The organism is uncultured Mucilaginibacter sp. (genome assembly GCF_937859865.1).
Lineage (GTDB): Bacteria > Bacteroidota > Bacteroidia > Sphingobacteriales > Sphingobacteriaceae > Mucilaginibacter_A.
Genome location: NZ_CALMAT010000156.1, coordinates 1 through 23,895, shown reverse-complemented (window position 1 = coordinate 23,895; position 23,895 = coordinate 1). Strand labels below are relative to the sequence as shown.

The 23,895-nt window shown below is 40.5% G+C and carries 23 protein-coding genes and 1 pseudogene (1 of these 24 only partly in view); 9 read left to right on the top strand and 15 right to left on the bottom strand.

The window, feature by feature from the left end:
• Together Q0192_RS16985 and Q0192_RS16980 are read left to right on the top strand one after the other, a co-directional pair.
• A pseudogene (locus Q0192_RS16985) lies at window positions 1-1,025 on the top strand (2-oxo acid dehydrogenase subunit E2); it begins 640 nt to the left of the window's first position.
• Between the two features lie 104 nt (window positions 1,026-1,129).
• Complete coding sequence (locus Q0192_RS16980) at window positions 1,130-2,914, top strand: DUF885 family protein (RefSeq protein WP_299291354.1); 1,785 nt, start codon at window positions 1,130-1,132, stop codon at window positions 2,912-2,914.
• Window positions 2,915-2,978: 64 nt separating this feature from the next.
• Here Q0192_RS16980 and Q0192_RS16975 read toward each other — a convergent pair whose 3' ends face one another.
• From Q0192_RS16975 to Q0192_RS16940, 8 genes are all read right to left on the bottom strand, one after another.
• Window positions 2,979-3,740 carry a DUF4197 domain-containing protein gene (locus Q0192_RS16975; protein ID WP_299291352.1) on the bottom strand — a complete coding sequence of 254 codons (762 nt, stop codon included), beginning with the start codon at window positions 3,738-3,740 and terminating at the stop codon, window positions 2,979-2,981.
• Window positions 3,741-3,878: 138 nt separating this feature from the next.
• Window positions 3,879-4,889, bottom strand: a complete 1,011-nt coding sequence (locus tag Q0192_RS16970) for an inorganic phosphate transporter (protein ID WP_299291349.1) — start codon at window positions 4,887-4,889, stop codon at window positions 3,879-3,881.
• Window positions 4,890-4,892: 3 nt separating this feature from the next.
• Window positions 4,893-5,543, bottom strand: a complete 651-nt coding sequence (locus Q0192_RS16965; RefSeq protein ID WP_299291347.1) for a DUF47 family protein — start codon at window positions 5,541-5,543, stop codon at window positions 4,893-4,895.
• 27 nt (window positions 5,544-5,570) lie between these two features.
• Window positions 5,571-6,653 (bottom strand): ATP-binding protein, encoded by a 1,083-nt coding sequence (locus Q0192_RS16960; RefSeq protein WP_299291345.1) that lies wholly within the window; start codon window positions 6,651-6,653, stop codon window positions 5,571-5,573.
• A gap of 9 nt (window positions 6,654-6,662) precedes the next feature.
• Window positions 6,663-7,358, bottom strand: a complete 696-nt coding sequence (locus tag Q0192_RS16955; RefSeq protein WP_299291343.1) for a methyltransferase domain-containing protein — start codon at window positions 7,356-7,358, stop codon at window positions 6,663-6,665.
• A 185-nt stretch (window positions 7,359-7,543) separates the two neighbouring features.
• Window positions 7,544-8,680 (bottom strand): FAD-dependent oxidoreductase, encoded by a 1,137-nt coding sequence (locus tag Q0192_RS16950; protein WP_299291341.1) that lies wholly within the window; start codon window positions 8,678-8,680, stop codon window positions 7,544-7,546.
• Window positions 8,677-9,798, bottom strand: coding sequence for a 3-oxoacyl-[acyl-carrier-protein] synthase III C-terminal domain-containing protein (locus Q0192_RS16945; protein WP_299291339.1), 1,122 nt, complete (start codon window positions 9,796-9,798; stop codon window positions 8,677-8,679). Before Q0192_RS16945 ends, Q0192_RS16950 begins: the two co-directional genes overlap by 4 nt.
• 22 nt (window positions 9,799-9,820) lie before the next feature.
• On the bottom strand, window positions 9,821-10,354 hold the full coding sequence (locus tag Q0192_RS16940) for a YceI family protein (protein WP_299291338.1): 534 nt from the start codon (window positions 10,352-10,354) through the stop codon (window positions 9,821-9,823).
• A gap of 73 nt (window positions 10,355-10,427) precedes the next feature.
• Here Q0192_RS16940 and Q0192_RS16935 point away from each other — a divergent pair, with 73 nt between their 5' ends.
• On the top strand, window positions 10,428-11,297 hold the full coding sequence (locus Q0192_RS16935) for a UbiA family prenyltransferase (RefSeq protein ID WP_299291336.1): 870 nt from the start codon (window positions 10,428-10,430) through the stop codon (window positions 11,295-11,297).
• Here Q0192_RS16935 and Q0192_RS16930 read toward each other — a convergent pair.
• Window positions 11,294-12,604, bottom strand: a complete 1,311-nt coding sequence (locus tag Q0192_RS16930; protein WP_299291334.1) for a carbohydrate porin — start codon at window positions 12,602-12,604, stop codon at window positions 11,294-11,296. The genes Q0192_RS16935 and Q0192_RS16930 overlap by 4 nt on opposite strands.
• A 36-nt stretch (window positions 12,605-12,640) precedes the next feature.
• Window positions 12,641-13,318: an HD domain-containing protein gene (locus Q0192_RS16925; protein WP_299291332.1), complete on the bottom strand. Its 678-nt coding sequence runs from the start codon at window positions 13,316-13,318 to the stop codon at window positions 12,641-12,643.
• 76 nt (window positions 13,319-13,394) lie between these two features.
• Between Q0192_RS16925 and Q0192_RS16920 the strand changes: the two genes are divergently transcribed.
• Window positions 13,395-14,411: a PDDEXK nuclease domain-containing protein gene (locus tag Q0192_RS16920; protein WP_299291330.1), complete on the top strand. Its 1,017-nt coding sequence runs from the start codon at window positions 13,395-13,397 to the stop codon at window positions 14,409-14,411.
• Window positions 14,412-14,596: 185 nt separating this feature from the next.
• Complete coding sequence (locus Q0192_RS16915) at window positions 14,597-15,334, top strand: hypothetical protein (protein WP_299291328.1); 738 nt, start codon at window positions 14,597-14,599, stop codon at window positions 15,332-15,334.
• 154 nt (window positions 15,335-15,488) lie between these two features.
• Here the strand turns inward: Q0192_RS16915 and Q0192_RS16910 are convergent, their stop codons facing one another.
• Window positions 15,489-16,679 (bottom strand): class I SAM-dependent RNA methyltransferase, encoded by a 1,191-nt coding sequence (locus Q0192_RS16910; protein WP_299291326.1) that lies wholly within the window; start codon window positions 16,677-16,679, stop codon window positions 15,489-15,491.
• Window positions 16,680-16,755: 76 nt separating this feature from the next.
• On the opposite strand from Q0192_RS16910, the gene Q0192_RS16905 reads away from it, so the two are divergent.
• The 3 genes from Q0192_RS16905 to Q0192_RS16895 all read left to right on the top strand — a co-directional run bounded on the left by Q0192_RS16905 (window position 16,756) and on the right by Q0192_RS16895 (window position 20,178).
• On the top strand, window positions 16,756-17,127 hold the full coding sequence (locus tag Q0192_RS16905; RefSeq protein ID WP_299291324.1) for a DUF3127 domain-containing protein: 372 nt from the start codon (window positions 16,756-16,758) through the stop codon (window positions 17,125-17,127).
• A 471-nt stretch (window positions 17,128-17,598) separates the two neighbouring features.
• Window positions 17,599-19,422, top strand: a complete 1,824-nt coding sequence (locus Q0192_RS16900; protein ID WP_299291322.1) for a HAMP domain-containing sensor histidine kinase — start codon at window positions 17,599-17,601, stop codon at window positions 19,420-19,422.
• Between the two features lie 60 nt (window positions 19,423-19,482).
• Window positions 19,483-20,178 carry a response regulator transcription factor gene (locus tag Q0192_RS16895; RefSeq protein ID WP_299291320.1) on the top strand — a complete coding sequence of 232 codons (696 nt, stop codon included), beginning with the start codon at window positions 19,483-19,485 and terminating at the stop codon, window positions 20,176-20,178.
• A 13-nt stretch (window positions 20,179-20,191) separates the two neighbouring features.
• On the opposite strand, the gene Q0192_RS16890 is transcribed toward Q0192_RS16895, so the two are convergent.
• Together Q0192_RS16890 and Q0192_RS16885 are read right to left on the bottom strand one after the other, a co-directional pair.
• On the bottom strand, window positions 20,192-20,497 hold the full coding sequence (locus Q0192_RS16890) for a HigA family addiction module antitoxin (protein ID WP_299291317.1): 306 nt from the start codon (window positions 20,495-20,497) through the stop codon (window positions 20,192-20,194).
• 11 nt (window positions 20,498-20,508) lie between these two features.
• The gene (locus tag Q0192_RS16885; RefSeq protein WP_299291315.1) at window positions 20,509-20,787 is read right to left on the bottom strand and encodes a type II toxin-antitoxin system RelE/ParE family toxin; all 279 of its coding nucleotides are present in this window, start codon (window positions 20,785-20,787) and stop codon (window positions 20,509-20,511) included.
• A 348-nt stretch (window positions 20,788-21,135) separates the two neighbouring features.
• On the opposite strand from Q0192_RS16885, the gene Q0192_RS16880 reads away from it, so the two are divergent.
• Window positions 21,136-21,384 (top strand): hypothetical protein, encoded by a 249-nt coding sequence (locus tag Q0192_RS16880; protein ID WP_299291313.1) that lies wholly within the window; start codon window positions 21,136-21,138, stop codon window positions 21,382-21,384.
• An 87-nt stretch (window positions 21,385-21,471) separates the two neighbouring features.
• Here Q0192_RS16880 and Q0192_RS16875 read toward each other — a convergent pair whose 3' ends face one another.
• Together Q0192_RS16875 and Q0192_RS16870 are read right to left on the bottom strand one after the other, a co-directional pair.
• Window positions 21,472-22,455 (bottom strand): pyruvate dehydrogenase complex E1 component subunit beta, encoded by a 984-nt coding sequence (locus Q0192_RS16875; RefSeq protein WP_299291311.1) that lies wholly within the window; start codon window positions 22,453-22,455, stop codon window positions 21,472-21,474.
• A 129-nt stretch (window positions 22,456-22,584) separates the two neighbouring features.
• Window positions 22,585-23,895 (bottom strand): glycoside hydrolase family 3 N-terminal domain-containing protein (locus tag Q0192_RS16870; protein WP_299291309.1); only part of this gene is annotated, 1,311 nt, incomplete at its 5' end.

Genomic DNA, 23,895 nt, shown 5'->3' with positions numbered 1-23,895 from the left:
CTGAAACAAAAACTGAAGAAGCAGAAAATACACCGGTAAAAGAAGCATCCGCAGAAACAACATCTATTATAGATGACAGCCGTGTAAAAGCATCGCCGCTAGCGCGCAAAATTGCAAAAGACAAAGGCATCAATTTAACAAAAGTTAAAGGCAGTGCCGAAGGCGGACGTATCGTTAAAAAAGACGTCGAAGCCTTTACGCCTGCTGCCAAAACCGAAAGCTCATCAAACGCAGCAACACCTTCTTTAAAAGAAGCACAGGAAGCAATTGCAACCAGCGCCATCGCAAAAGAAGGTATGGCAAAAGCGCAAAATACCATCGTTATCCCGGAATATGTTGGTGTAGAAAAATTTACCGAGAAACCGGTTACGCAAATGCGTAAGGTGATTGCGAAACGCTTGGCCGAAAGCTTGTTTACCGCACCGCATTTCTTTGTTACCGTTTCTATTGATATGGAAGCAGCAATGACTGCACGTACCAAAATGAACGAGGTTTCGCCGATTAAAATATCTTTTAACGATTTGGTGGTGAAAGCTTGTGCGGCTGCTTTAAAACAGCATCCGGCCATCAACTCTTCCTGGCTGGGCGATAAAATCCGTTACAACGAACATGTAAATATTGGAATTGCTGTTGCTGTAGATGAAGGTTTGTTGGTTCCGGTTGTGCGTTTTGCGGATGGAAAATCATTAAGCCGTATTTCTGCCGAAGTAAAAGAATTCGCCAAAAAAGCAAAAGATAAAAAATTACAGCCATCAGACTGGGAAGGTTCAACTTTCACCATTTCCAATCTCGGCATGTTTGGTGTGGACGAATTTACGGCCATCATCAACCCGCCTGATTCTTGTATTTTGGCTGTAAGCGGTATCCAACAAGTACCTGTAGTTAAAAACGGAGTAGTTGTGCCTGGAAATGTGATGAAAGTTACGTTAAGTGCCGATCATCGCGTGGTTGATGGCGCTACGGCCGCTGCTTTCCTCAACACGGTAAAATCATTATTGGAAGAACCGGTTAGGTTGTTAATTTAACTGATACTGTTTTTATCCACCTAAAATCCTGTTCGATTAAAATTGAACAGGATTTTTTTATGCTGAAAACTTTTATTTCTCCGCCTAAAAACTAAATTTATAGCATGAAAAAAGTAGGAATAATATTATTTGCAGTTGCGTCTTTGCTTTTTGCAAGTTGTCAGAATAAAACCGAACCATCTTCCGCAGGAAAAAACAAAGATTTAGCTGCTTTTTTTGATCAGTATTACGAAAACAGGTTAAAATTATATCCGCTGGAAGCTACTTCTATCGGCGATAACCGTTACAACGACCAATTGCCGGACGACATTTCTCCTGCTTTTCTTGCCAAAGCCAAATCGTTTTATGCTGATCATCTTCAAAAAATTAAATCGTTTAAACGCGAAGATTTAAATGCGGAAGACCAGCTTTCGTACGATATTTTTACTTACGAAATGCAGATCGCGCTGGAAAGCTTCAACTATCATTTTGAGTATCTGCCTTTTAACCAAATGTTTGCCTTGCCGCTTACCATCGGCCAGTTTGGTTCTGGTTCGAGTGCGCAGCCATTTAAAACTGTGCAGGATTACCAGAACTGGTTAAAAAGATTGCAGGCTTTTTCGGTTTGGAGCGATACGGCCATCCAAAATTTTCAAAAAGGTGTAAAAAGCGGACTGGTTTTGCCGAAAGCTTTGGTTTTAAAAATGATCCCGCAAATGCGCGCGATGGAAGTTACCGACCCAACCAAAAGCTTGTTTTACGGCCCGATCAATAATTTCCCGAAGTCTTTTTCGGATACCGAAAAAAGTATGCTAAAAGAAGCATATTCAAAATCAATCATGCAAGTTGTGGTGCCGACTTATAAAAAGCTGGGCGATTATCTGCAGAATGAATATTTGCCGCACGCACGCAGCACTTCCGGTTATTCTGCCATGCCTGGTGGCGCTGCCATGTACACTTATTTGGTAAAACAGCAAACCACAACCAATAAAACGCCGGAAGAAATTTACCAGTTGGGTTTGAGCGAAGTAAAACGCATCCGCACCAAAATGGACAGCATCAAAAACAGCGTGGGTTTTAAAGGCGATTTGAAAGCGTTTTTTGAATATATGAAAAACGACCCGAAATTTATGCCTTATAAAACGCCGCAACAAGTTTTGGCTGCTTTCGAAAACATCCACCAACGGATGAAACCGAACTTGAAAAAGATGTTTAACCACGTGCCCAAAACGCCTTTTGAAATCCGACAAACAGAAGCTTTTCGTGCAGCTTCTGCAAGTGCAGAATACAATCAGGGTTCGGCAGATGGAACTCGTCCGGGCATTTTTTATGTACCAATTTTGGATGCAACCAAATTTAACACGACCTCCGGAATGGAATCGCTGTTTTTGCATGAAGCTATTCCGGGCCATCATTATCAAATTTCTTTAACGCAAGAAAACACTTCGCTGCCTAAATTTCGTCGTTTTGGCGGCGATAATGCTTATGTAGAAGGCTGGGCTTTGTACTGCGAATCTTTAGGAAAAGAGTTGGGTTTATACACCGATCCGTACCAATACATGGGTGCTTTGGGTGATGAAATCCATCGAGCAATACGTTTGGTGGTTGATGTTGCTATCCATACGAAAGGAATGACGCGCGAACAAGCCATCAAATACATGATGGATAACGAAGCCATCAGCGAGCAAGGCGCAACCGCTGAAATTGAACGTTACATGGGTATTCCCGGACAAGCTTTGGGCTACAAAATCGGCGCTTTAAAGATCCGCGAACTGCGTACGCGTTACGAAAAACAATTGGGCAACAAATTTAATCTCGCCGAATTTCATGACCAGGTTTTAAAAGATGGTTCGATGCCTTTGGCTGTTTTGGAAAAGAAAATGGATAGCTGGGCCGCCACACAGAAATAACAGGCATAAAAGAAGCATCGGATTTTTTACGCGGATGCTTCTTTTATCAACCTAAAATTAAGATTTACTTTTTAGCTTGGGCAGCGTAGCCAAAAACCTTTTGCAGCAACGCTGTTGGGCGCGAAGATAGGTTTTGCCTGATCTGTAATTCCTGCTGGGCAATCTCCACAAATAAACCGTTAATGGCTTTTTGTGTTACATAATTTTCGATGTCAGGATCAACTTTGCCCGAAGTAAACGGAACCTTGTTATAAGCCGTAGCAGCTTGACTATAATATTGCGTGGCACCAACTTTATCCAAACTTTGATGCACTACTGGGCGAAATTTTGCAGCCAACGAATCCGTTGTTGTCCGTTTAAAGTATTGCGTTGCAGCATCGCTCGGTCCAAGCAAAATACTGGTGGCGTCTTTTACGCTCATTTGTTTTAAGGCGGAGATAAAAACCGGTTTGGCTTGTTTGGCCGCATCTTCTGCCGCGCGGTTTAACGAAAGGATAACGTTATCGCACAGCTTATTCAAGCCTAATTTACGTAACGTAGCTTCTGCTTTTTGCGCCTGCGGCGGAAACAGAATTTTAACGGCCGCATTGTTGAAAAAACCATTGACTGCCGAAAGCTGGTCGCTGCTTTTGATAATGCCTTGCTGCAATGCTTCTTTTATGCCTCCAGAAATTTCCTGATCGGAAGGTTTCTCGCTGCTGCTTGTACTTGAAGTTGTTGCTTTCTTAATCAGCTTATCTAAAAACTGGCTTTGCGCCTGCTTTATATTTCCTGCTAAAAAAAGTATGGTAAAAAGAGTATGAAGTAAAAGTGTATGCTTTTTCATAAAAATTAGATAGATCAAAAAAAGAAGTTTTAAAACGTAGTGCTTTCTTGTTAACGAACCTATCCAGATTTAGGTTGTGAATTTGATTCCAACAAACCTGAATACGTAACGAAAACAACCTTGTGGTAAGACGAAAGCTTAGGAGAATAGTTTGATGATGGAAAAAACGATGGCCGCAAAAATTGCAGAAATCGGGATCGTGATAATCCAGGCCCAAATTAAGTTGATGGTTACGCCCCAGCGCACGGCAGAAACCCGTTTGGTTAAGCCAACGCCAATGATAGAACCGGTTAGCGTGTGTGTGGTTGAAACTGGTATCCCAAAACGCTCGGTTACAAACAAGGTGATGGCACCGGCAGTTTCGGCACTCACACCTTCTAGGGGCGTTACTTTGGTAATTTTGGTGCCCATGGTTTTAACAATCTTCCAACCGCCCGACATGGTGCCAGCAGCAATGGCAGAATAACAGGCAAAAGGGATCCATTCGGGCATCTTGGCATCGTTCGTAATTATTTTTGAAGCTACCAAGGCCACGTAAATAATGCCCATTACTTTTTGTGCATCGTTGCCGCCATGTGCAAAACTCAATGCGCCGGACGAAACCAATTGCAAGCGTTTAAACCAAACTTCGGCAACAGAAGGACGGGCATTCTTACAGATGTGCATGATCAAAATGTTGATGGCCATACCAATCAGCATCCCAATAATTGGTGCGAGGAAGATGAAGATGACGATCTTGACAATTGGGTCATAATTAACGGCCGAGAACGGATTTATGTGCATAAAAGCAGCATTCGTCATCCCAGCACCGGCAAAACCACCAATTAAAGTATGCGACGAACTGGACGGGATACCAAACCACCAGGTAATTAAATTCCAGGTGATGGCTGCAATTAATCCCGCCAAAATAACGTGCATGTTGATAAACTGCTCAAAAACTGTTTTGGCAACCGTATTGGCAACTTTATGGTCTTTGATTAAAAAGTAAGCCAGGAAATTAAAGGAAGCCGCCCACAAAACGGCTTGAAAAGGGGTTAAAACTTTGGTGGAAACAATGGTGGCGATAGAGTTGGCCGCATCGTGGAAACCATTTATAAAATCGAAAACAAGGGCTAAAATAACAACGACAACCAGCAGGACAGATACCATTAGTTAAGCGTTTTTTACAATAATTGATTCCATCACGTTGGCCGCGTCTTCGCAACGGTCTGTCGCGGTTTCCAGCGCAGCCAGGATTTCTTTGTATTTGATCAACTTAATGGCGTCTTTTTCATACAAAAACAAATCGGCAACGGCGCGGTCAAAAACATAATCGGCTTGGTTTTCAATACTGTTGATGCGGATGCAGGATTCGGCAATACTTCTTACGTTCTTTAAATCTTTCAGTTCGGCAACTGCTTTTTGCAGATCGTAACTTGCTTGCAAAATCAATTCAGACAATTTTTGGATCGGTTCCGTCATTTCCGTAATCTGGTACAAACTCATCCGGTTGGCCGAACCCTGGATCAGATCAGCCACGTCGTCAATCGCGGTAGCTAAGGAGTGAATATCTTCGCGGTCAAACGGCGTGATAAAGTTTTTGCCCAGTTCTAAATAAATCTGGTGCGTAATGTCATCGCCCACATTTTCCAATTTATCAATTTGCTGGTATAGTGTTTCGCGTCGGTTTGCATCCGGTGCATTTACCGCTTCTACCATAATCACGGCCATTTCAACAACATTTGCTGCTGCCTGCTCAAATAAAGGAAAAAATATCTTTTTGTCCTTGGGTACAAAATATTGGAAAATGCTATTTAACGACATGCTTTTTAATTACAGGCAAAAGTAAAGTTATTGTGTTAAGTTATTGTTAATTTTCAGTATGGCCGATCCCGGAAATGGTTGCAGCTTTGCTTTTTCTAAGGTAAAACCGAAAGTAGAGCCAATTCCAAGTGTACTCCTAACATGGATTGTTTGCTGGTGCGCTTCTACAATGTGCTTCACAATAGCCAAACCTAAACCAGAACCGGCAATTTGGCGCGAACGGCTTGCATCTGTACGGTAAAAGCGTTCGAACAAACGCGGCAGGTTTTTTTCGTCTATGCCGGCACCGTCGTCGGTTACTTCCACCAAAACCTGGTCGTGCAAGGAAAACAAACTAACCGAAGTTGTGCCGTTGGTTTTGCCGTATTTAAAAGCGTTGTCAATCAGGTTGATCAAAACCTGCCTAACCCTTTCCCGGTCGGCATTTACATAAATCGGCTCATTGTATTTCTCCTTAAAAACCAACTGGATTTTGTATTGAATTGATTTAACTTCTTCTGCTTCGAATACTTCTTTTATCAGCTCATTTATCTTGAACTTGGTATAATTGATGGGTAATTCGCCGGATTCGAGTTTTGAAATTTCATCCAAATCTTTAATCAGGTAACTCATCCGGTCCACGTTATTAGATGCCTTTTTTAAAAATTTAAGTGCCTGTTCAGTATCGTCTAAACCGTCCTCGTCCAGCAAAGCATCCAAATAACCTTGCATGGCAAAAAGCGGCGTTTTAAATTCGTGCGAAAGGTTGGAGAGAAATTCGCGCCGGAACTTTTCCTGTTTTTTAAGCACTTCGATCTCCAGCTTTTTTTCTTTGGCCCATTCTTTTACTTCCTGTTCCACATCATGGATCGGGTCGGAACTGATATTTTCGCCCAAAGCATCGCGCAAATCGCGGCCTAACTTTAAACTGTGGATGAGTTTATAAATGAGCTTGATTTTCGAATAAACGTACTTCTCGATCAAATAATAAAAAACGATGAAGCTGGTAACCAGCGAGATAAAAAAAATCTGGAACACATCATACCAACTCCGGCTGAAATAGAAATTGGTGATGCCAAGCGTGATGGCAACGGCCAATGCGTTGATAAAAACGAGTACATTCAGTCGCATGTTTCAAATTTAGCTTTTGTACAGGATAATTTGCCAGCGAAACGCCCACATCCATTTTATTTTATAGTTTTTGATACCAGCACGATAAAGCAGGTTAACCAGATCTGACCGGGTAAAACTGCGTAAAACCGACAAGGCACCATCCTTACGGATCGTGTTTGCACGGCTAAATAGCCTTGCTGTTGCTATAAAACTGTAATATGCCAATGGATGGCGGTGCAAATCGTTGATAATTACTACTTTTTTGCAGGAAGCAAGCATTTTTTGAATGAGTATAACCCATTTTTCATCATCAAAATGATGGGTAAAAAGGCTTGAAATTACGTAATCATATTTTTCTTCCTGAACGTCTTTTAAAACATCGGCCTGAATAAAATTTAGGTTGGTAAAAGAAGCAGCGCGAATGTTTGCAAATTGTATAGCAGCAGGGGTTGCATCTAAGCCGGTAAATTTGATAGAAAGGTGCCTGCGGTTGGCCCAAAGCGCAAGTTTCCGTAACCCATCTCCTCCTCCGCAGCCCCAATCGCTAACCGTTTCGCCGCTTTTTAAGTTTAACTGCTTAAAGGCATCGTAAAAAACCTGGTAACCGCCCAGCAAACTATTAATACGTTCCAGCCCTTCTAATACAGGAAATATTTCTGTTTCGGGGAGCGTAAAATCGTCCATTATTTCTTCTGCTGTACTGCGTTTGCTAAAATCGAGCATGTTTATCAGAATTAATTATAAGAGTCCGTTTTCAATTTCACTTCAAAACTTTGATGCTTCTTTTACCACCTAAAAATCAGAAAGAATTTTATACTTCTTTTATTGCTAAAAACAAACATAAAATTATAGGCATAAAAGAAGCATTATAAAGTTTTGGGCAAGTTGAAGGACTGCGTAAGAGAAATTTAAAAAGACCCTAAGCCAAATGGTTTTCCGTGGGTTTTTGCAATTAACTTATCTGCAATAGCAGGAAAATAATTCATTAAACTTAAAGCGCTTTCGGTTGCATAAGTATGCCTAAACATAGGCTGTAATTGCCTGCCTGTCCATAACCGGGTTGCAAAAGCAGCGTTCCATTGTTTAGTATAAGCTTGTTCCAGCTTTAAACGGTTATGCTGATCGAGCTCGTTTTTGGTGTAAAACTGTTGAATGTTTTCCGTTAGTATTTTAGCAGAATGAATGGCCATGCTCATACCGTTTCCGCATAAAGGAACAATCATTCCTGCCGTATCACCACTCATCAGTATATGTTGATTAACCAAGCTTTTCTTCTCAAACGAAATTTCGTTGATTACTTCGGGCTTGTTCCACAAAAAATCCGAATTGGTAAAAAGCTGGTTTAAAACGGGGTTTTTTCTCACTACCTGTTCCTCAAAAGCAGCGATATTGCCCAATTGCTTCAACTGTTTTCCGTGGGCTAAGTAACACAAACAAAACTTATTGCCTTCAACAGCACTCACACCGCAATAACCGCCTTTAAAGTTATTTAGCTGGATAAGGTTATCAGGAAAATCAGTTTTAATATGATATTTGACCCCAAAAAAAGGGCTTCTGCGGTAAAAGAAACTCCTTTTTAATTTTTGGTCGAGGTTAGCGCGTTTACCAAACGATCCGATAACCAAAGGTGCCTGCAAAATTTCTCCCGAAGATAAATGTACCTCAAATCCTTCCTTAATAAATTGCACATCATCTACTTTGGTATTCAGCATAAATCCTACACCCTCGGCTTTTGCTTTTTGGTATAAAAAATCATCAAAAGCATAACGGCTGATCCCAAAGCCGCCCAAATCCAGTTTTCTGCTAAATCTCTTACCTGAAATGCCTGTCAATTCCAGTTTTGAGATTTTTGCTGCATCAAGTTGTTCTGGGTTGATGCCTAACTGTGTAAGAAAAGGGATAACTTCATTAGAAATATACTCGCCGCAAACGCGATGAAAAGGATAGGTTTTGCGTTCAATCAGCGTAACTTCGTAACCTGCCCGGTTTAATAAAATAGCATTAAACAAACCGGCCAGCCCTCCGCCAATAACAATTATTTTCATGCAGGAACAGTTTTTTTCAGGATCATGGATTCTACCGTAAGTCCAGGTCCAAAAGCAAAACTCATGATATTTCCACTCTCAATAGCTTTAGTAGAATAAAGCTGTTTTTGCAATACAAAAAGTATGGTAGCAGATGACATATTGCCGTAATCCTTTAAAACCTCATACGAAAACTGATTGGCTTCTTCCGGAAGTTCAAGTGCTTCTTCGGCAGCTTCCAGTATTTTTCGTCCGCCCGGATGAACAGCAAAAGCAGCCATTTCATCAAACTGTAGCCCTGCCTTGTTTAATAAATTTTCAGCAATACGTTTAATATGCTGTTTAACCTGTTTGGGTACTTTGCCCGTCAGCTTCATTTCAAAACCAGTATTACCAATATACCAGGCCATTTCATTTCGGGCTTCATACATAAACTCCGAATAAAACGCTTCCAGTTCCAAACAGGTTCCTTTACCAGAACGGTTTGCTGTATTTTCAATAATCGCAGCAGCAGCGCCATCAGCAAAAAGAGCATTTGCAACCCAATTATCTATACTATTGGTTTTCTGGAAATGCAGGCTGCACAATTCTACCGATACAACCAGCACTTTGGCTTCCGGATTGGAACGACAAACGTAATCTGCTGCTTTTAATGCGTTTACTGCACCATAACAACCCATAAAATTAATGCAGGTACGTTCAACGCTTCGGTTTAATTGTAGTTGTTCAACCAAGTCAATATCCAGCCCCGGTGCATACATGCCCGTACAACTTACGGTAATTAAGTGTGTTATGCTTGCTTTAAAATTAGTATCTAAATTTTCTAAGCAGTTATTTACGGCATTTACGGCAATCGCAATGGCTTCCTTTTCGTATAATTTAAGCCTTTTTGCCGTATCGGGGAAAGGTTCCAGATCAGGCGAAGTACCAAAAAAAGTGTTTTGGGTAAAATCGTTTGCGGAAAAATCAGGAATAACGGAGAAGCGCCGTTCGATACCTGAATTAGTGTGGATGTTTTCGAGCTTAGCTGCATGATGCTCTTGCAGTCCAAAAGCTTTGCTCATAAATTGATAACTATCCTTTTGCGAAATACTATTTTTGGGATTGGCGGTTCCTATTGCACTGATACAACTCCTCATTAACCTGTTATTTAATATAAATCTACTTTGTTGTTTCTACATCGATAAAAACAGTAACTTCATTGGCCAGGACCATACTTTTACTTCCCACGCCAAAATCAAGACGGTTGATATCAAAGCTGCCCTTAAAAATACTGCCGGTGTTGTTCTCAATATACGAAAAAGGAACTTTAACAGGTTTAGTTTTATCTTTTATTGTAAGATTGAAGATACCAATAAAACTTTCTTTGTTTTTTTGAACAAAAGAAACAGACTTCAACTTAATTTCCGGGTACTTTTCTACATCAAAATATTCCTCGCGTTTTAAATGGTTATCGCGCAAAGTATTATCAGAGCTGATGGTTTTTGCATCAACAGAAGCTTCTATAGTGCTTGTATTTAAATGGTCTTTATCAAAATTAATGGCAGCAGTAAGTCCGGTAAAGCTTCCGCTGGTAGCAATGCCCAGATTTTTGATTTTAAAGGTGATGGCTGAACTGACTACTTTTCTGGTGGTTTGGGCAAAGGAAAAAGCGGTTGAAAAAAGGCTAAAAAAAAGAAAAACAACATATTTCATGTTCAAGTATTAAGTATATTCGTTAACCGAGATTTTTTAATATTATTATACTCACAATTTAAAGCTTTAAATAATGCTTCCCAGCCGGTCAGCTCTGGTTCATTTACGTTTAGGATTTTCTGTTTTGTTGCTGCCGGTTTATCTGTTTGCATTAAGCCAGGCCCAAACAGTACATATTTGGCAGGCAATTGTTGCTTTTTTTACCTGGCATTTTTTAGTGTTTCCGGCCAGCAATGCCTATAACAGTTATTTTGATAAAGATAAGGAAAGCATTGCCCTGCTGGCCAAACCACCAGAAACAGACAGCAGCTTGTACTATTTTTCCTTGCAGATAGAGCTTGTTGCTTTTTTACTGGCTTTTTTTGTAGGATGGCAATTTGCAATTGCAGTTGTTATTTATGGCATTTTGTCTAAACTATATAGTCATCCTGCAACCCGTTTTAAAAAATATCCTGTTATTTCTTTTCTGCTGGTTTTTATTTTTCAGGGCGCTTTTATTTACTGGAACACTTATACAGCTATTTCAGGAACAAGCATTTTTTATAACTGGAATGAGCATTTTTTATTGGCAGGACTTATTTGTTCCTGCCTGATCGGTGCTTCTTATCCGCTTACACAAATTTATCAGCACAACGAAGATAGTCATCGCGGCGACCGCACCTTAAGTTTATTGCTGGGTTACCGCGGTTCTTTCGTTTTTGCAGGATGCTTATTTGTAATGAGTACAATTTTGTGTTTTTATTACTGGAATGCAGTAAACCTGCGCACCAATTTTTATGTTTTTTTAGGATGTGCCCTACCTGTTTTTACCTTCTTTTGCTACTGGCTTTTTTTAGTGCTAAAAACAGTATTAAACGCTAATTTTAAAAATGCCATGCGCATGAGCTTTATTAGCGCGGGTTGTATGCTTGTTTATTTTGGATATTTAGCTTTTATGCGTTAAAATGCAATATGCGCACGGATCGAAAATACATGCACGGGGCCACGATCGCTATTATAAGCCGGATGTAGGATAAATTGGTAATCAGGTGTTAAATAAACCTTATTTTGGTAAGCGTTTAACTTGTAATACAATTCTGCAATCATTTCGGGCGAATAATTAAGCGCGCCATCGCCAATAATAAAACCGTAGCCGCCAGCCGCCAGATAATCGCGGTGCGCGGCTGAAATGCCGTTACCAACAAAAGCCAAACCAATTTCATCGTTTTTACGTTTCCAGGAAGTTCCGTTTAAAACGCCGCCAAAACTGATGGAGCGGTCAATTTCTGTAAAAGCCCAAGTTTCGTTCCGGCCATCATTGTAACTCGCTTTAGCAAAAACACCAAAATCTTTGCTGAGGTATTGATCGGCATTCAAACCAAAACCCAATTTGTTTCGGCCATAAGCACGGGTAGATACAATATCCGGAGCGGTTGGGTTTTCGGCGATGGCCAGGCGATAGTTGCCCATTTTGGCATTGTTGTTAAAAGCTAAAATCCGGAAAGAGCCTTTTTTATCTTCCGCAAAACCAAAACGCTTTTCATATTCCAGCGTTTGCGAATTTGCTTTGCCGATCTTTCCGTCCCAGATAGAACCGTTTGCGGTAGTGGTAACCATGGTAACCGCAAAACGCAAGTCCCACGAAGGCTGATGATAATCTAAATAAGCACCAATAACGTAACCGCGCGTGTTGGCCGGGTAATCCCAGGCGGCGTTGCTCATCAACGACCAGTTCATAAACTGTGTCCGCGGGTCGTGGCTGAATTCGTTGGTATCAAAAAAATCGGCCATGCCAAATTTTCCGGCTGTGATGGAAAAGTAATGTCTGCTTTGCAAGCCGTACAACTGGTTATTATCGTCGCTGAGTGTATCCTGCCCGTTTCCCCAACTAAAACGTTGGGTTAAGTAAGCGCGGGCAACATAAATTTTAGGTTCGGCAGAACCAACCCGAAAAGTTTCGCCGTTGGGGAAACCGGCAACGCCTAAGGTTTTGCTAAAACCAGCACCGCCGGAAATTTCCGGGTTAAAAAAAGCTTGGGCGCCTTTCCAAAGCCTGGCACCGCCAAAAAGCGTTGTGGTAAGCGAGCTTGCGGTTTCGTGAAATGGGGACAAACTGTTGTCGCCGGAATATTTTGCGCTAAAACCAGGATGTGTTTGCGTAATGACCGTTTGCTGGAAATGCAGGTTAAAGCGCTGCTGCTTTAACGTATCTATTTGTGCTTGGGCAGATAAAAAAAGTACCGATAAAAGAAGTATGTAAAGTATTTTCATCAAATTGCTTCAAATGTTTCGGGCGCGAAAATACGTTTATTTTGTCCCGTTCCACTCGGCAGCAAACTGTTCGAGGTACAATTCCATAAAAGCGTGCCTTTTTGCGGCAATTTTTTTTGCGGTTTCGGTGTTCATCAAATCTTTCAGCAGCAACAGTTTTTCGTAAAAGTGGTTGATGGTTGGCGCGGTCGAATTTTTGTATGCTTCTTTTGTAAGGTTAAAATTTGGTTCGACACCAGGATTATACATTTCGCGATTTTTAAATCCGCCGAAAGTAAAAGCGCGGGCAATACCGATGGCGCCGATGGCATCCAAACGGTCGGCATCTTGCACCACTTTCATTTCTTTAGAAGAAAAAACAGGTTTATCAAAGCTGGATTTAAACGACATGTGGCGGATAATTTGCTGCACATGTTCGATTATTTGCGGATCAACTTCCAAACTTTTTAAAAAATCTCCGGCTGTTTTTGGCCCAATTTCTTCATCACCGTTATGGAATTTGCTATCGGAAATATCATGCAACAAAGCAGCTAATTCTACAATTAGCAAATCAACTTCTTCTGTTTGGGCAATCAGTTTTGCATTGTTCCAAACGCGGAGGATGTGCCACCAATCGTGGCCGCTTTCGGCGTTTTGCAGGGTTTGCTTTACGAAGGTTACTGTTTTTTGTATGGTAAAAGAAGTATGATTTGTTTCTGATTCTGTTAAGTTCATGATTTAACTTCTTGCAAAAGTATTACTTTTAGAAGTATGTTGTTGCTTAAAAAACACGGTAGAAGTATTTGAACGCATGGAAGAATTAATAAATGCTGATTATAAGGATTGGTTAGTTGAAATCAAATCGAAGATACGTTCCAGTCAGATTAAAGCTGCCATAGCTGTTAACAGTGCCTTAATCCAATTTTACTGGGATTTAGGGAAAATGATTACGGAGAAACAAGCCCAAACGCAATGGGGCGATGGCCTGTTGATGCAGTTAAGCCATGACCTGAAAAGGGAATTTCCGGAAATGAAAGGCCTTTCGTACAGAAACTTGAATTATGCCCGACAATTTTACCAATTCTACAAAGATGCAATTGTGCAACAAGTTGTTGCACAAATTCCTTGGGGACATAATATATTGATTATTAGCAAACTAAAGAATTTGGAGGAAGCGCAGTTTTATTTGCAACAAACCATAGAAAATAACTGGAGCAGGGATGTTTTAGGGCTACAAATTAAATCAAACCTTTACAATAGAAAAGGAAAATCGGTTACTAACTTTAAACAAACTCTCCCGAAGCCTTTTTCTGATCTTGCGCAGCAAACCCTGAACGACCCGTACATTTTCGACTTTTTAACCCTGACAACAAAAGCAAGGGAAAAGGATATTGAAAACCAGTTGATAAGGCATATCACTCAGTTTTTGCTTGAGCTGGGCAAAGGGTTTGCTTTTATTGGCCAGCAGTATCACCTGGAAGTAGCGGAGGAGGATTATTACTTAGACTTGCTATTTTACAATGTTCCGTTAAAATGTTATGTGGTTATTGAGTTAAAGAACACCAAGTTTATACCGGAGTATGCAGGGAAACTTAATTTTTACCTTTCTGTCGTAGATGATTTGTTGAAAAAGGCAGATGACCGACCTACCATTGGTATGCTTTTATGCAGGGATAAAAATAATATTGCCGTAGAATATGCTTTGCGCGATATGAGCAAACCTATGGGTGTAAGTGAATTTCAATTTACAGAAATTCTTCCCGAAAATATCAAAAGCAGTTTGCCAAGCGTGGAAGAACTGGAAAATGAACTGAAAAATCTGAAATAGTTGAAGGTTTTGAATTTAGGGCGGTTGATTGGTGATAGAGGAATTAAAAATCACAAGCTCAAAGGAGCTTCCATTAAATGAAATATAACTGTAACAAATGAGCCAAAACAAGCGTAAATAAATAACTTGTGTTCAACATATTGACAGCACTAAATTTTAAATAGTGCTAATAAATATAAACCTTTATGAACAGTTTTTTTGCTTTGTTATTGCTTGCAAGCTTGTTACTTCTTATAACTGGAATATCTAGTCCGACAACAAGTTTATTTTGGAATAAAGAAAAAAGAACGAGAAAACAATCGGTGCTTATTTATGGTGGCTTGGCAATCCTTTTTTTTATTCTTTTTGGAGCTACAAGTGAGAATGTTAAAGAGGAAAAACAGGGTAGTCAAGAAAACTTAAATCAAGCAGTAGTTTCATCTAATGCAGGCAATTCTACTTCATCAGACAATCAAGAAACAGGACAAGCCCTTTTTAATTCAACAGAAGAATTTAAAGATGCATTTAATCAATATTGTGCTTCAAATCAATTAGATTTTCGGGTTAATTCTTTAAAAATTAAACAAAATAAATCTTTTAGCTTATTTACCTATATGTTGAATGAAAATTTAGGTTTGACTGGTAATATTGATAAATCAACCGGAGGAATTAAAGAAGTAGCTATGTTTGGAACTGGTGATGGAACTTCTACCTCGGGCAGCAATATCATTTTGTGTATGGTTGCAATCATTGCGACCGTTGATCCGACTATTCCAGCACAAAGCAGATACAAGATTCTTAAGAAACTGAAATTGTTCGACAAAAATGTTAATAGATTAGATATGTCGCAAGAAACACTAATGAATGGAATTAAATATTCATATATTTCAAATTCAATAGTGGGAATTTCATTTGTGGCTTCTATTGACACAGATTCAGATTAAAAATGGCTACACGTAAGAACAATATTTGCGTTATCCGTTAGTCCGCATTTATAAATTAGATTTTTTTAAGCTAAGAGTTTTCAATTCTTAAACATCAAATTACAATCCAATTTTTATACGATAAAAGAAGCATCAGTGCTTATTTCAAAAACAATCAAGCCTTTCCCACCGGCCGTTCCCCCGCCTCCCTTTTACTGCCATCATACAACTCATACTCCATCAGCCTGCAATCCAGCTTCCCGTTAAAAAATTCAATTTTGCGTGCTGCTTTTAGCCCTACTTTTTTGGCCAGTTCCGGGTTGCCGGTAAAAACGTAGCCGCGGTAACCTTGGCAATCGGTTTTTAAAAAATCACCAACGCGTTTGTAGGTTGCTTCCAGTTTGGAGTGCACGCCTAAACGTTCGCCATATTCCGGGTTGAAGAAAACAACACCTGGTTCTTCGGGCACTTCTGTTTCTGCAAAATCACAAACCTGGAACGTGATTAAATGATCTACGCCAGCCGTTTTCGCATTATTTTGGGAGATAGAAACAGCATCTGCAGAAATATCGGAAGCAATAATTTTAAAGTTAATTTCTTTTTTGGAAATGTCTTTCAGTTTTCGGCGTTCGGTAAAAAATACCTGCTCATCGTAACCTAAAATATGCATAAAAGCATAATTCATCCGGAAAAGCCCGGGGTGTTTGTTGGTTGCCAATAAAGCCGCTTCAATGGCTAAAGTCCCCGAACCGCACATCGGGTTGATGAACGTACTTTTCTGGTCCCAGTTACTGGCCAAAATCGTGCTGGTTGCCAACGCTTCCAGCATTGGCGCTTTTCCCGGGATTTTGCGGTAACCGTGTTTAGATAAGGTTTCGCCGGAAGTATCCAAAAAAATATCGGCCTGGTTTTCCTGCCAGTACAAATGCAAAACGGCTTTGTTCCACTCCGGTCCCGAGTTTGGCCGGATGCCTTTTTTATCTTTGATCCGGTCAACCACCGCATCTTTCACTTTTACGTTGGCAAAAAGCGGCGTGGTAATGTATTCGTTGTTGACGTTGGAAGTAACCGAAAAATAACCATCAAAAGCAATCAGGTTTTCCCATTCAATTTCCAGCAAACGATTGTACAGTTCGCCCGGGTTTCTGGCCTCAAAAGAAGCAACCTGATACAAAACCTGACTGGCGCAACGCAGGTTTAAATTTAGCGGAATGCAATCGTTTACCGTTCCTTCCAGCTCTATGCCGGTGCCAAAAAAACGCTTGATGGTAAAACCTAAATCTTCTACCTCCTGCCTTAAATACGCCGATAACCGCTTGTTGCAGGTAATAATGATTTTGCTTTTGGTGTGGAAAACATCTGCCATAATTCCTGCAAAAATACGTTTTTAAGCAGGCGTTTTTACTGGCGATCTGTTAACTTTACACTTTAAATTATTAACCATGGAGATTAAAGGAAAAGTACACGAAGTTTCGCCTACCACGCAGGTAACCGATTCTTTCAAAAAAAGAGAACTGATTGTGGAATATGTGGAGAACCCGCAATACCCGGAATATATTAAATTTGAAGCCGGGCAAGACCGCTGCGCCTTGCTGGACAACGTAAAAGTTGGCGACGATGTGGAAGTTTTTTTTAACCTGAGAGGCCGCCCCTGGACAGACAAAACAGGCAAAAAATCCTATTTCAACTCGCTTAACTTGTGGAAAGTAAACGTGCTTTCGGCAACCGGCAACAGTACTGCTGCAACCCCGGAATATGCAAAACCGGCCGATATTAGCGCAGGTGCGGAGGAAGACGACGACTTGCCGTTCTAAAAAAAGAAAGCCCCTGTTGCCAAAAAACGGGGGCTTACCTTAATTTTATTTTTCAAGGCTTTGTTTAAATTTCTACCGGGGAAATTTACAATGCTTCTTTTACCGGGCAAAAATTGGTGTTTGTATTTATTAAATAACCCAAAAAACAAACGGTTTAAATTTTTAGGTGGTAAAAGAAGCATCAACCCAAAAAAATGATGTTAGAAAAACTTAAACAGCTTCATGTTCTTTTTTTGTTCCGAGCGGTAGTTTTTCAAAAAAGCTGCATTAATTTCTGCATCCAAAAACTTCCGGTTTTTGTTGTTCGCCCAAAACTATTTTAACTGCAGTATTCGCCCATACTGTTTTTACCGGCTAAATTTTGGCAGCACAAAAGCGGCCATATTTTGCATCGCAAACGTTAAACCTTGGCCAACAGATGTTAAATAATGTTAAACGCCATTTTGCAACCTTTAACTTGGATATTTTTGTATGATGAAAACCAAACGCATCAGCCTGATTATTGCATTGATGGGCCTTGCCCTGATGGGCGTTATGGGCATGCAGTTTTATTTTCTGGTTGAATCTTACCGCCTTAAATCCGAACTTTTTGACCGCTCTGTTGCCGAAGCTTTAAGCAGCGTGGTTGCCAAAGTCGAAAAAAAGGATGCCATTAATTTTATGGAGCGGATGAAGCCCGATCAAAACACTACGCATTACAAATCGAGCAGCCATCTTCATTTTGTTTACAACCGGGTTCCTTTATCTTCCGCATCAAAACAAAAAAACCAGTTTTTACACCCGGAAATTGTACGCAAGCAACGCCGCATAGCCAGTTTAAAAGACAGTTTGGAAAACCTATCCAATCCGGAAGATATTTTAAGCTACCAGCAGGTGCATGTAGAAGAATATGTAGATGCAGCCGGTGGTTACCACAGTAAAATTACCGGAGTTTCTACACCAAAATTAACGCGGCAATTGCGCAAACAGTTGCAGCCGAATTTAAATAAATACGACACGGCGCAATACGTTTACAACGATCCGCAATCCGGGCCAACAGTTTTAACCATTCCTACGCTAAACCCGCTTTGGGTAAAAGAAAAAGAGCGTATAAAAAAAGCACAAGCGTTTAAACGGATCAAAAAACTCTTGGAAGATTCGGTACAATTGATGAAGGCCAAGCTGATGACGCCGGAAAAAATGGACGTGATGCAGAAGCTGGCCGAAGAGTACCAAAAAGCCGACGAACCTTTGGGCGCGCGCATCAACCAGTTGCAAATTGATTCTTTATTGAGGTTTGAGCTGCAGAACAAAGAAATTACCCTTCCTTTTAGTTATGAAATCACCACGGCCTCGCATGATTCGCTGATCTATTCCAACGCACAAAACTTTGGCAACGATAAACCGCATTTTATCTTGGCCGGCAATACTTATCAAACACCGATTTTCACTAAAGAAGTGGTAAATGATCCGGGCATGTTAAAGATTTCGTTCCCCGAAAAAAACAGGTTAATTTTAAACCGGATGACGGCCATCATGGGCATTTCGGGCGGTTTGCTTTTAGTACTAATTTCTTGCTGCGCTTACACAATCCTGCTGATCTTCCGCCAGAAAAAGATCTCTGAAATGAAAACGGAGTTTATCAACAACATGACACACGAGTTTAAAACGCCGGTTTCTACCATCATGATTGCCAGCGAAGCGTTAAAAGACGAAGAAATTATCGAAGACAAATCCCGTGTTTCGCGCCTGGCCGGAATTATTTATGATGAAAATGTACGTTTGGGCAGCCATATTGAACGTGTTTTGAATATTGCAAGAATTGAACAGGACGATTTTAAACTCGACCTAAAAGAGATCGATGTTAACGAGCAGGTTACGGCGGTAGTGGACAGCATGTCGCTTAAAATACAGAAACACAATGCCGAAGTTAAGTTAGATTTGAATGCTTCTTTTGCCCTGATAAAAGCCGACGAACTGCACTTTACCAACGTGTTGTACAACTTGATTGACAACGCCATCAAATACAGCCGCGAAGAACCTGAAATATTAATCGCCACAAAAAACACGGACAACCATTTGATCATTACCGTTGCCGATAAAGGCATTGGCATGAGCCGCGACCAGCAGGCCAAAATTTTTGAACAGTTTTACCGCATCCCAACCGGGAATTTGCACGATGTAAAAGGTTTTGGTTTGGGTTTAAGTTACGTTAGCACGATTGTAAAGCGTTTAAACGGCAGCATCAGCGTCCGTTCCGAAAAGGATAAAGGCTCTGTTTTCGAACTTAAATTTCCGCTCATCAACAAAAGTTGAAAAAGTGGTAATGCTTCTTTTACCGGGTAAAAATTAGTGGTTGATCTTGTCTAAAAAAATATGAACAAAAAATTGTTATTGGCCGAAGACGACCCGAACCTGGGCATGTTGCTGCAGGATTATCTGCAATTAAAAGGCAAGTTTGATGTGGTGCTGAGCAAAGACGGCGACGAAGGCCTACGTGCCTTTATCAAAGACAACTTCGATTTGGTGATTTTGGATGTGATGATGCCGAAAAAAGACGGCTTTACTTTGGGCAAAGAAATCCGGAAAATGAACCCGGATATTCCGATCATTTTTGCCACTGCAAAAGGCATGATGGAAGATAAAGCTGCGGCGTTTAATTTGGGCGGAGACGATTACATCACCAAACCTTTTCGTATTGAAGAACTTTTGCTTCGTATAAATGCACTGCTAAAAAGAGTATCTAACCAGGATAAAAAAGAAGAAGAAAAGCCAACCCGTTTTAAAATAGGCAAGTACAATTTTGATTTTTCTGCGCAGCAAATTTCTACCGGCGAGCATCAGCAAAAACTATCTACCAAAGAAGCCGAATTGCTGCGTTTGCTTTGCCTCAAACAGAATACGGTGCTTACGCGTGAAGAAGCGTTGCTAAACATTTGGCACGACGACAATTACTTCAATGGCCGCAGCATGGATGTTTTTTTAAGCAAAATCCGCAAGTATTTAAAGGACGACCCAAGCGTGGAGATTATCAACGTGCATGGAAAAGGTTATAAATTGTTGGTGAGTTAAGTCAATTTATTACTTAAGATTCTGCATTTACTTGTTGAAAATGACGAATCGTTGCCCGGTTTATTTTTTTCTCGGCGTGCCATAGTTCGTAGTTTTTTTGAAGGTTCAACCAAAATTCGGCTGTGTTTCCAAATGCTTCAGATAACTTCACAGCAAGCTCGGGACTAATGCCCAAATGTCCATTAATCACTGCTGATAAATTAGCCCTGGCCATATTAATCCCTTTGGCTACTTCCGAAATGGTCAGTTTGCGCTCATCAATAAATAACGCTTTTAATATCTCGCCCGGGTGTATTGGCGGCAATCCTCGTTTAAGCATCACGTTCCTTTTTAATGGTAATCAATATAATCAACGTCGAAAATATCCCCTGCTTCAAACCGGAAAATAAGCCTGTAGTTTGCACTAACCTTAACAGACCAAAAATCTTTTAAGTTTCCCGACAGCTTATGCACACCTGACCCAAGTTCTTTGATGTCTTCTTCGGAAGATACTGCATTCAAAACAGTTAAAAACCGTGCAATTTTTGTTAGTTGTTCAGCGGGCAATTTTGATCCGTTACCGTCTTCATAATAAAGCCTTAACCCTTTGTGACGGATAGTTTCAATCATTGATACAAATGTAACTTGTATTAATGTTTGTTACAAATAACGAAAACTTTCTTCACCAATTTTTAGTGCATAAAAGAAGTATCGGTTTTTTCTTATTTTAGGAAACCATAATCCTTCTTTTTATGCAATTTCCTTCCCTGCAAAAACTGGTATTTGCAACTTCCACTGTTTTATGAAATGCGTTATCCGATTAAGAAAATCTATTAACTACTAATTTTACCATGCTTCTTTTGCCACCTGAATTTCTTTTTCGGTAAAATCCATTCCTCAACCTAAAAATAAATTATTTATTTTGCTAACTTTTTTAGCAATTAATACGTAATATTGTAATAGAGAGAGGGCATGAAAATGGAAAATTCATTTATTTTTTTGGGGATTATTATCGGGCTGATTATTCTACTCATCGGGTATTTATCGAACAACCCGGACACGAAAAGCATTGACATCAGTTTTTATCAGTTTAAAGTGATGGTGAAAAAAAACGGGCGCAGGCAAAATTCCGTTGCCAGGAAAATTGTGCGCCGCCGCCAGGCATTGAAACAAAAAGCTAAAGCAGTTAAGGAAGCAAAACCAGTTAAAGAAGCACCTGCAAAATAAGATACTTCTTTTACCGGCATAAAAAAACCTGCACGTTTTGTCAACGGGCAGGCTTCTGTATCTTGTTGTGTTTTTTTAGGTTGAAATTTATTTTTTAACGTACATAACTTCTTTTACCGCTTTGATTACTTTTTCAGGGTTTGGCAGATATTCCTGGATCAAAGTTGGCGCGTATGGCAAAGGCACGTCCCCGCCCATGATGCGTAAAATCGGTGCGTCCAAATAATCGAAAGCATCTTTTTGAACTTTAAATGTAACTTCGGTAGCGATAGAACCCAGAGGCCAGCTTTCTTCAACAATCACCAATCGGTTGGTTTTTTTGACCGATTCGATAACACAAGGATAATCAATCGGGCGAACGGTGCGCAAATCAATAATTTCTACGTTGATGCCTTCTTTTTCCAGTTCGGCAGCAGCCGCATAAACCACTTTGATGATCTTGCCAAAACTTACAATGGTAACGTCCGTACCTTCTTTTACAACTTTGGCTTTACCAATTTCGGTGTAATACGTTTCTTCGGGAACCGGCCCTTTATCGCCATACATCAATTCGGATTCCATGAAAATAACCGGGTCCGGATCAATAATAGCAGATTTTAACAAGCCTTTTGCATCTGCAGGATTTGACGGAACGACCACTTTTAAACCCGGGCAGTTGGCATACCAGTTTTCAAAACACTGGCTGTGCTGCGAACTTAACATCCCGGCATTTCCGGTTGGGCCGCGAAAAACAATCGGTGCAGAAAATTGGCCGCCACTCATAGACATTAATTTTGCCGCGCCATTAATGATTTGATCAATGGCAACCAGCGAAAAGTTAAACGTCATGAATTCTACAATCGGCTTTAAACCGTTCATGGCCGAACCGATGGCAATACCGGAAAAACCCATTTCAGAGATCGGTGTGTCAATTACCCTTTTGGCGCCAAACTCATCCAGCATGCCCTGGCTTACTTTGTAGGCGCCATTGTATTCGGCAACTTCTTCGCCCATTAAATAAATAGATTCGTCTTTGCGCATTTCTTCGTTCATGGCTTCGCGAAGGGCTTCTCTGAACTGTATTTCTCTCATTCTATGTAAAATCAAGTGTATTTCAAGCGCAAATATAAACAGTAAAAGCTGATTTGCAACCGGGGTTTTGCGCCGAGAAAGAGAATTTATACCGATAAAAGAAGCATGTGCTTTAGGGCGTTTTCTGTTTTATCTTGAAACAATCCCCATTCCGTAAGTAAAATCCGTATTGATGCTAATGGGAAGCGTACCCGTCGGTTTTAATTGTTTGCTGATTACTTTTACGGCCGATTGCTGCATCTCCAAACTGTTTTGATAGCCTAAAATCAATGCTTTGCTTTTTTCTATCCCGATCATATTTGCAAGTGTGTACGGGTTGGCAAAAACCGTTACGACGCTGTTGTTTAAAGCAGCAACTTGTCCGATAAAATCTTTCACGTTGTTGTTGTAATCCAATTTGTTGGCAGGGCGAAGGCGTGTATCAAAAACACCGGTAATTACCTGGTCGTAGGTTTTAAGCTGAGTGAGCAATTGGTTTAGTTCTTCTGCCGATGCTGTTTTTGAGGCATAAAAAATGTTGTTGTTGGCATACCAGTTTTGCAGATTCAGTTGAAAAGGCGTAACTTGATTAGTGCCGATGGCCAGCAAAGCAGTTTTTTTAATGGGGTTTAAAAAGCTGATCTCGGCATCCCCTTTCAGCAACGTAATTGCCGCATCGGTTAGTTGCTGGTTCAGGTTTTTGCTTTCTTCGGAATTCAAATCTGCATACAAGTTGTTTTCTGAAACTTCCTGCAAATGGTTTAAACCGACATCATATTTGGCGGCCAATACTTTTTTTACCTTGGCAATAAATTCTTTTTTGTTAATGCCGCCGTGGCGAATCGCTTTTTTAATCGCCGCAACCGCGCGTACCGAGTTTTGGGTGAGTTCTAAAATATCGTTTCCGGCGTTTAAAGCCAGCACGTCCGCTTCCGAATTGGGGAAATATTTGACCACGCCTTTCATTTCCATCGCATCAGAAACAATTAATCCTTTAAAACCCAATTGATCTTTTAAAATATCAGTTACAATTGGCCGCGAAAGTGTAGAAGGCAAATGCGCGGTAGTATCCAAAGCCGGAATATTCATGTGGGCAACCATAATGCCAGAAATCCCTGCTTTAATGGCTTCTTTAAACGGGTACATTTCCAGCGTGTCCAGTCGTTCTTTGCTGAAAGGTAGCAGCGGCAAATCAAAATGCGAATCAACATCCGTGTCGCCATGGCCGGGAAAATGTTTGGCCGTGGTTAAAATCCCTTCGCTTTGCATTCCGGTTAAATACGCAATGCCTTTTTTAGCCACATTAAATTTGTTATCGCCGAAGGAACGAAAACCGATAACGGGATTATTTGGATTGTTGTTCACGTCCATATCCGGCGCAAAGTTCATCGTCATCCCCAAGCGTTTAAAATCCCGCGCTACAAACTGGCCCATTTTATAAATCAACGTATTGTCTCGGAT

Bases quoted from the DNA above. Each gene is read 5' to 3' on its own strand.
- Q0192_RS16980 (WP_299291354.1), top strand. From the start codon at position 1,130: ATGAAAAAAGTAGGAATAATATTATTTGCAGTTGCGTCTTTGCTTTTT.
- Q0192_RS16975 (WP_299291352.1), bottom strand. From the start codon at position 3,740: ATGAAAAAGCATACACTTTTACTTCATACTCTTTTTACCATACTTTTT.
- Q0192_RS16970 (WP_299291349.1), bottom strand. From the start codon at position 4,889: ATGGTATCTGTCCTGCTGGTTGTCGTTGTTATTTTAGCCCTTGTTTTC.
- Q0192_RS16965 (WP_299291347.1), bottom strand. From the start codon at position 5,543: ATGTCGTTAAATAGCATTTTCCAATATTTTGTACCCAAGGACAAAAAG.
- Q0192_RS16960 (WP_299291345.1), bottom strand. From the start codon at position 6,653: ATGCGACTGAATGTACTCGTTTTTATCAACGCATTGGCCGTTGCCATC.
- Q0192_RS16955 (WP_299291343.1), bottom strand. From the start codon at position 7,358: ATGCTCGATTTTAGCAAACGCAGTACAGCAGAAGAAATAATGGACGAT.
- Q0192_RS16950 (WP_299291341.1), bottom strand. From the start codon at position 8,680: ATGAAAATAATTGTTATTGGCGGAGGGCTGGCCGGTTTGTTTAATGCT.
- Q0192_RS16945 (WP_299291339.1), bottom strand. From the start codon at position 9,798: ATGAGGAGTTGTATCAGTGCAATAGGAACCGCCAATCCCAAAAATAGT.
- Q0192_RS16940 (WP_299291338.1), bottom strand. From the start codon at position 10,354: ATGAAATATGTTGTTTTTCTTTTTTTTAGCCTTTTTTCAACCGCTTTT.
- Q0192_RS16935 (WP_299291336.1), top strand. From the start codon at position 10,428: ATGCTTCCCAGCCGGTCAGCTCTGGTTCATTTACGTTTAGGATTTTCT.
- Q0192_RS16930 (WP_299291334.1), bottom strand. From the start codon at position 12,604: ATGAAAATACTTTACATACTTCTTTTATCGGTACTTTTTTTATCTGCC.
- Q0192_RS16925 (WP_299291332.1), bottom strand. From the start codon at position 13,318: ATGAACTTAACAGAATCAGAAACAAATCATACTTCTTTTACCATACAA.
- Q0192_RS16920 (WP_299291330.1), top strand. From the start codon at position 13,395: ATGGAAGAATTAATAAATGCTGATTATAAGGATTGGTTAGTTGAAATC.
- Q0192_RS16915 (WP_299291328.1), top strand. From the start codon at position 14,597: ATGAACAGTTTTTTTGCTTTGTTATTGCTTGCAAGCTTGTTACTTCTT.
- Q0192_RS16910 (WP_299291326.1), bottom strand. From the start codon at position 16,679: ATGGCAGATGTTTTCCACACCAAAAGCAAAATCATTATTACCTGCAAC.
- Q0192_RS16905 (WP_299291324.1), top strand. From the start codon at position 16,756: ATGGAGATTAAAGGAAAAGTACACGAAGTTTCGCCTACCACGCAGGTA.
- Q0192_RS16900 (WP_299291322.1), top strand. From the start codon at position 17,599: ATGATGAAAACCAAACGCATCAGCCTGATTATTGCATTGATGGGCCTT.
- Q0192_RS16895 (WP_299291320.1), top strand. From the start codon at position 19,483: ATGAACAAAAAATTGTTATTGGCCGAAGACGACCCGAACCTGGGCATG.
- Q0192_RS16890 (WP_299291317.1), bottom strand. From the start codon at position 20,497: ATGCTTAAACGAGGATTGCCGCCAATACACCCGGGCGAGATATTAAAA.
- Q0192_RS16885 (WP_299291315.1), bottom strand. From the start codon at position 20,787: ATGATTGAAACTATCCGTCACAAAGGGTTAAGGCTTTATTATGAAGAC.
- Q0192_RS16880 (WP_299291313.1), top strand. From the start codon at position 21,136: ATGGAAAATTCATTTATTTTTTTGGGGATTATTATCGGGCTGATTATT.
- Q0192_RS16875 (WP_299291311.1), bottom strand. From the start codon at position 22,455: ATGAGAGAAATACAGTTCAGAGAAGCCCTTCGCGAAGCCATGAACGAA.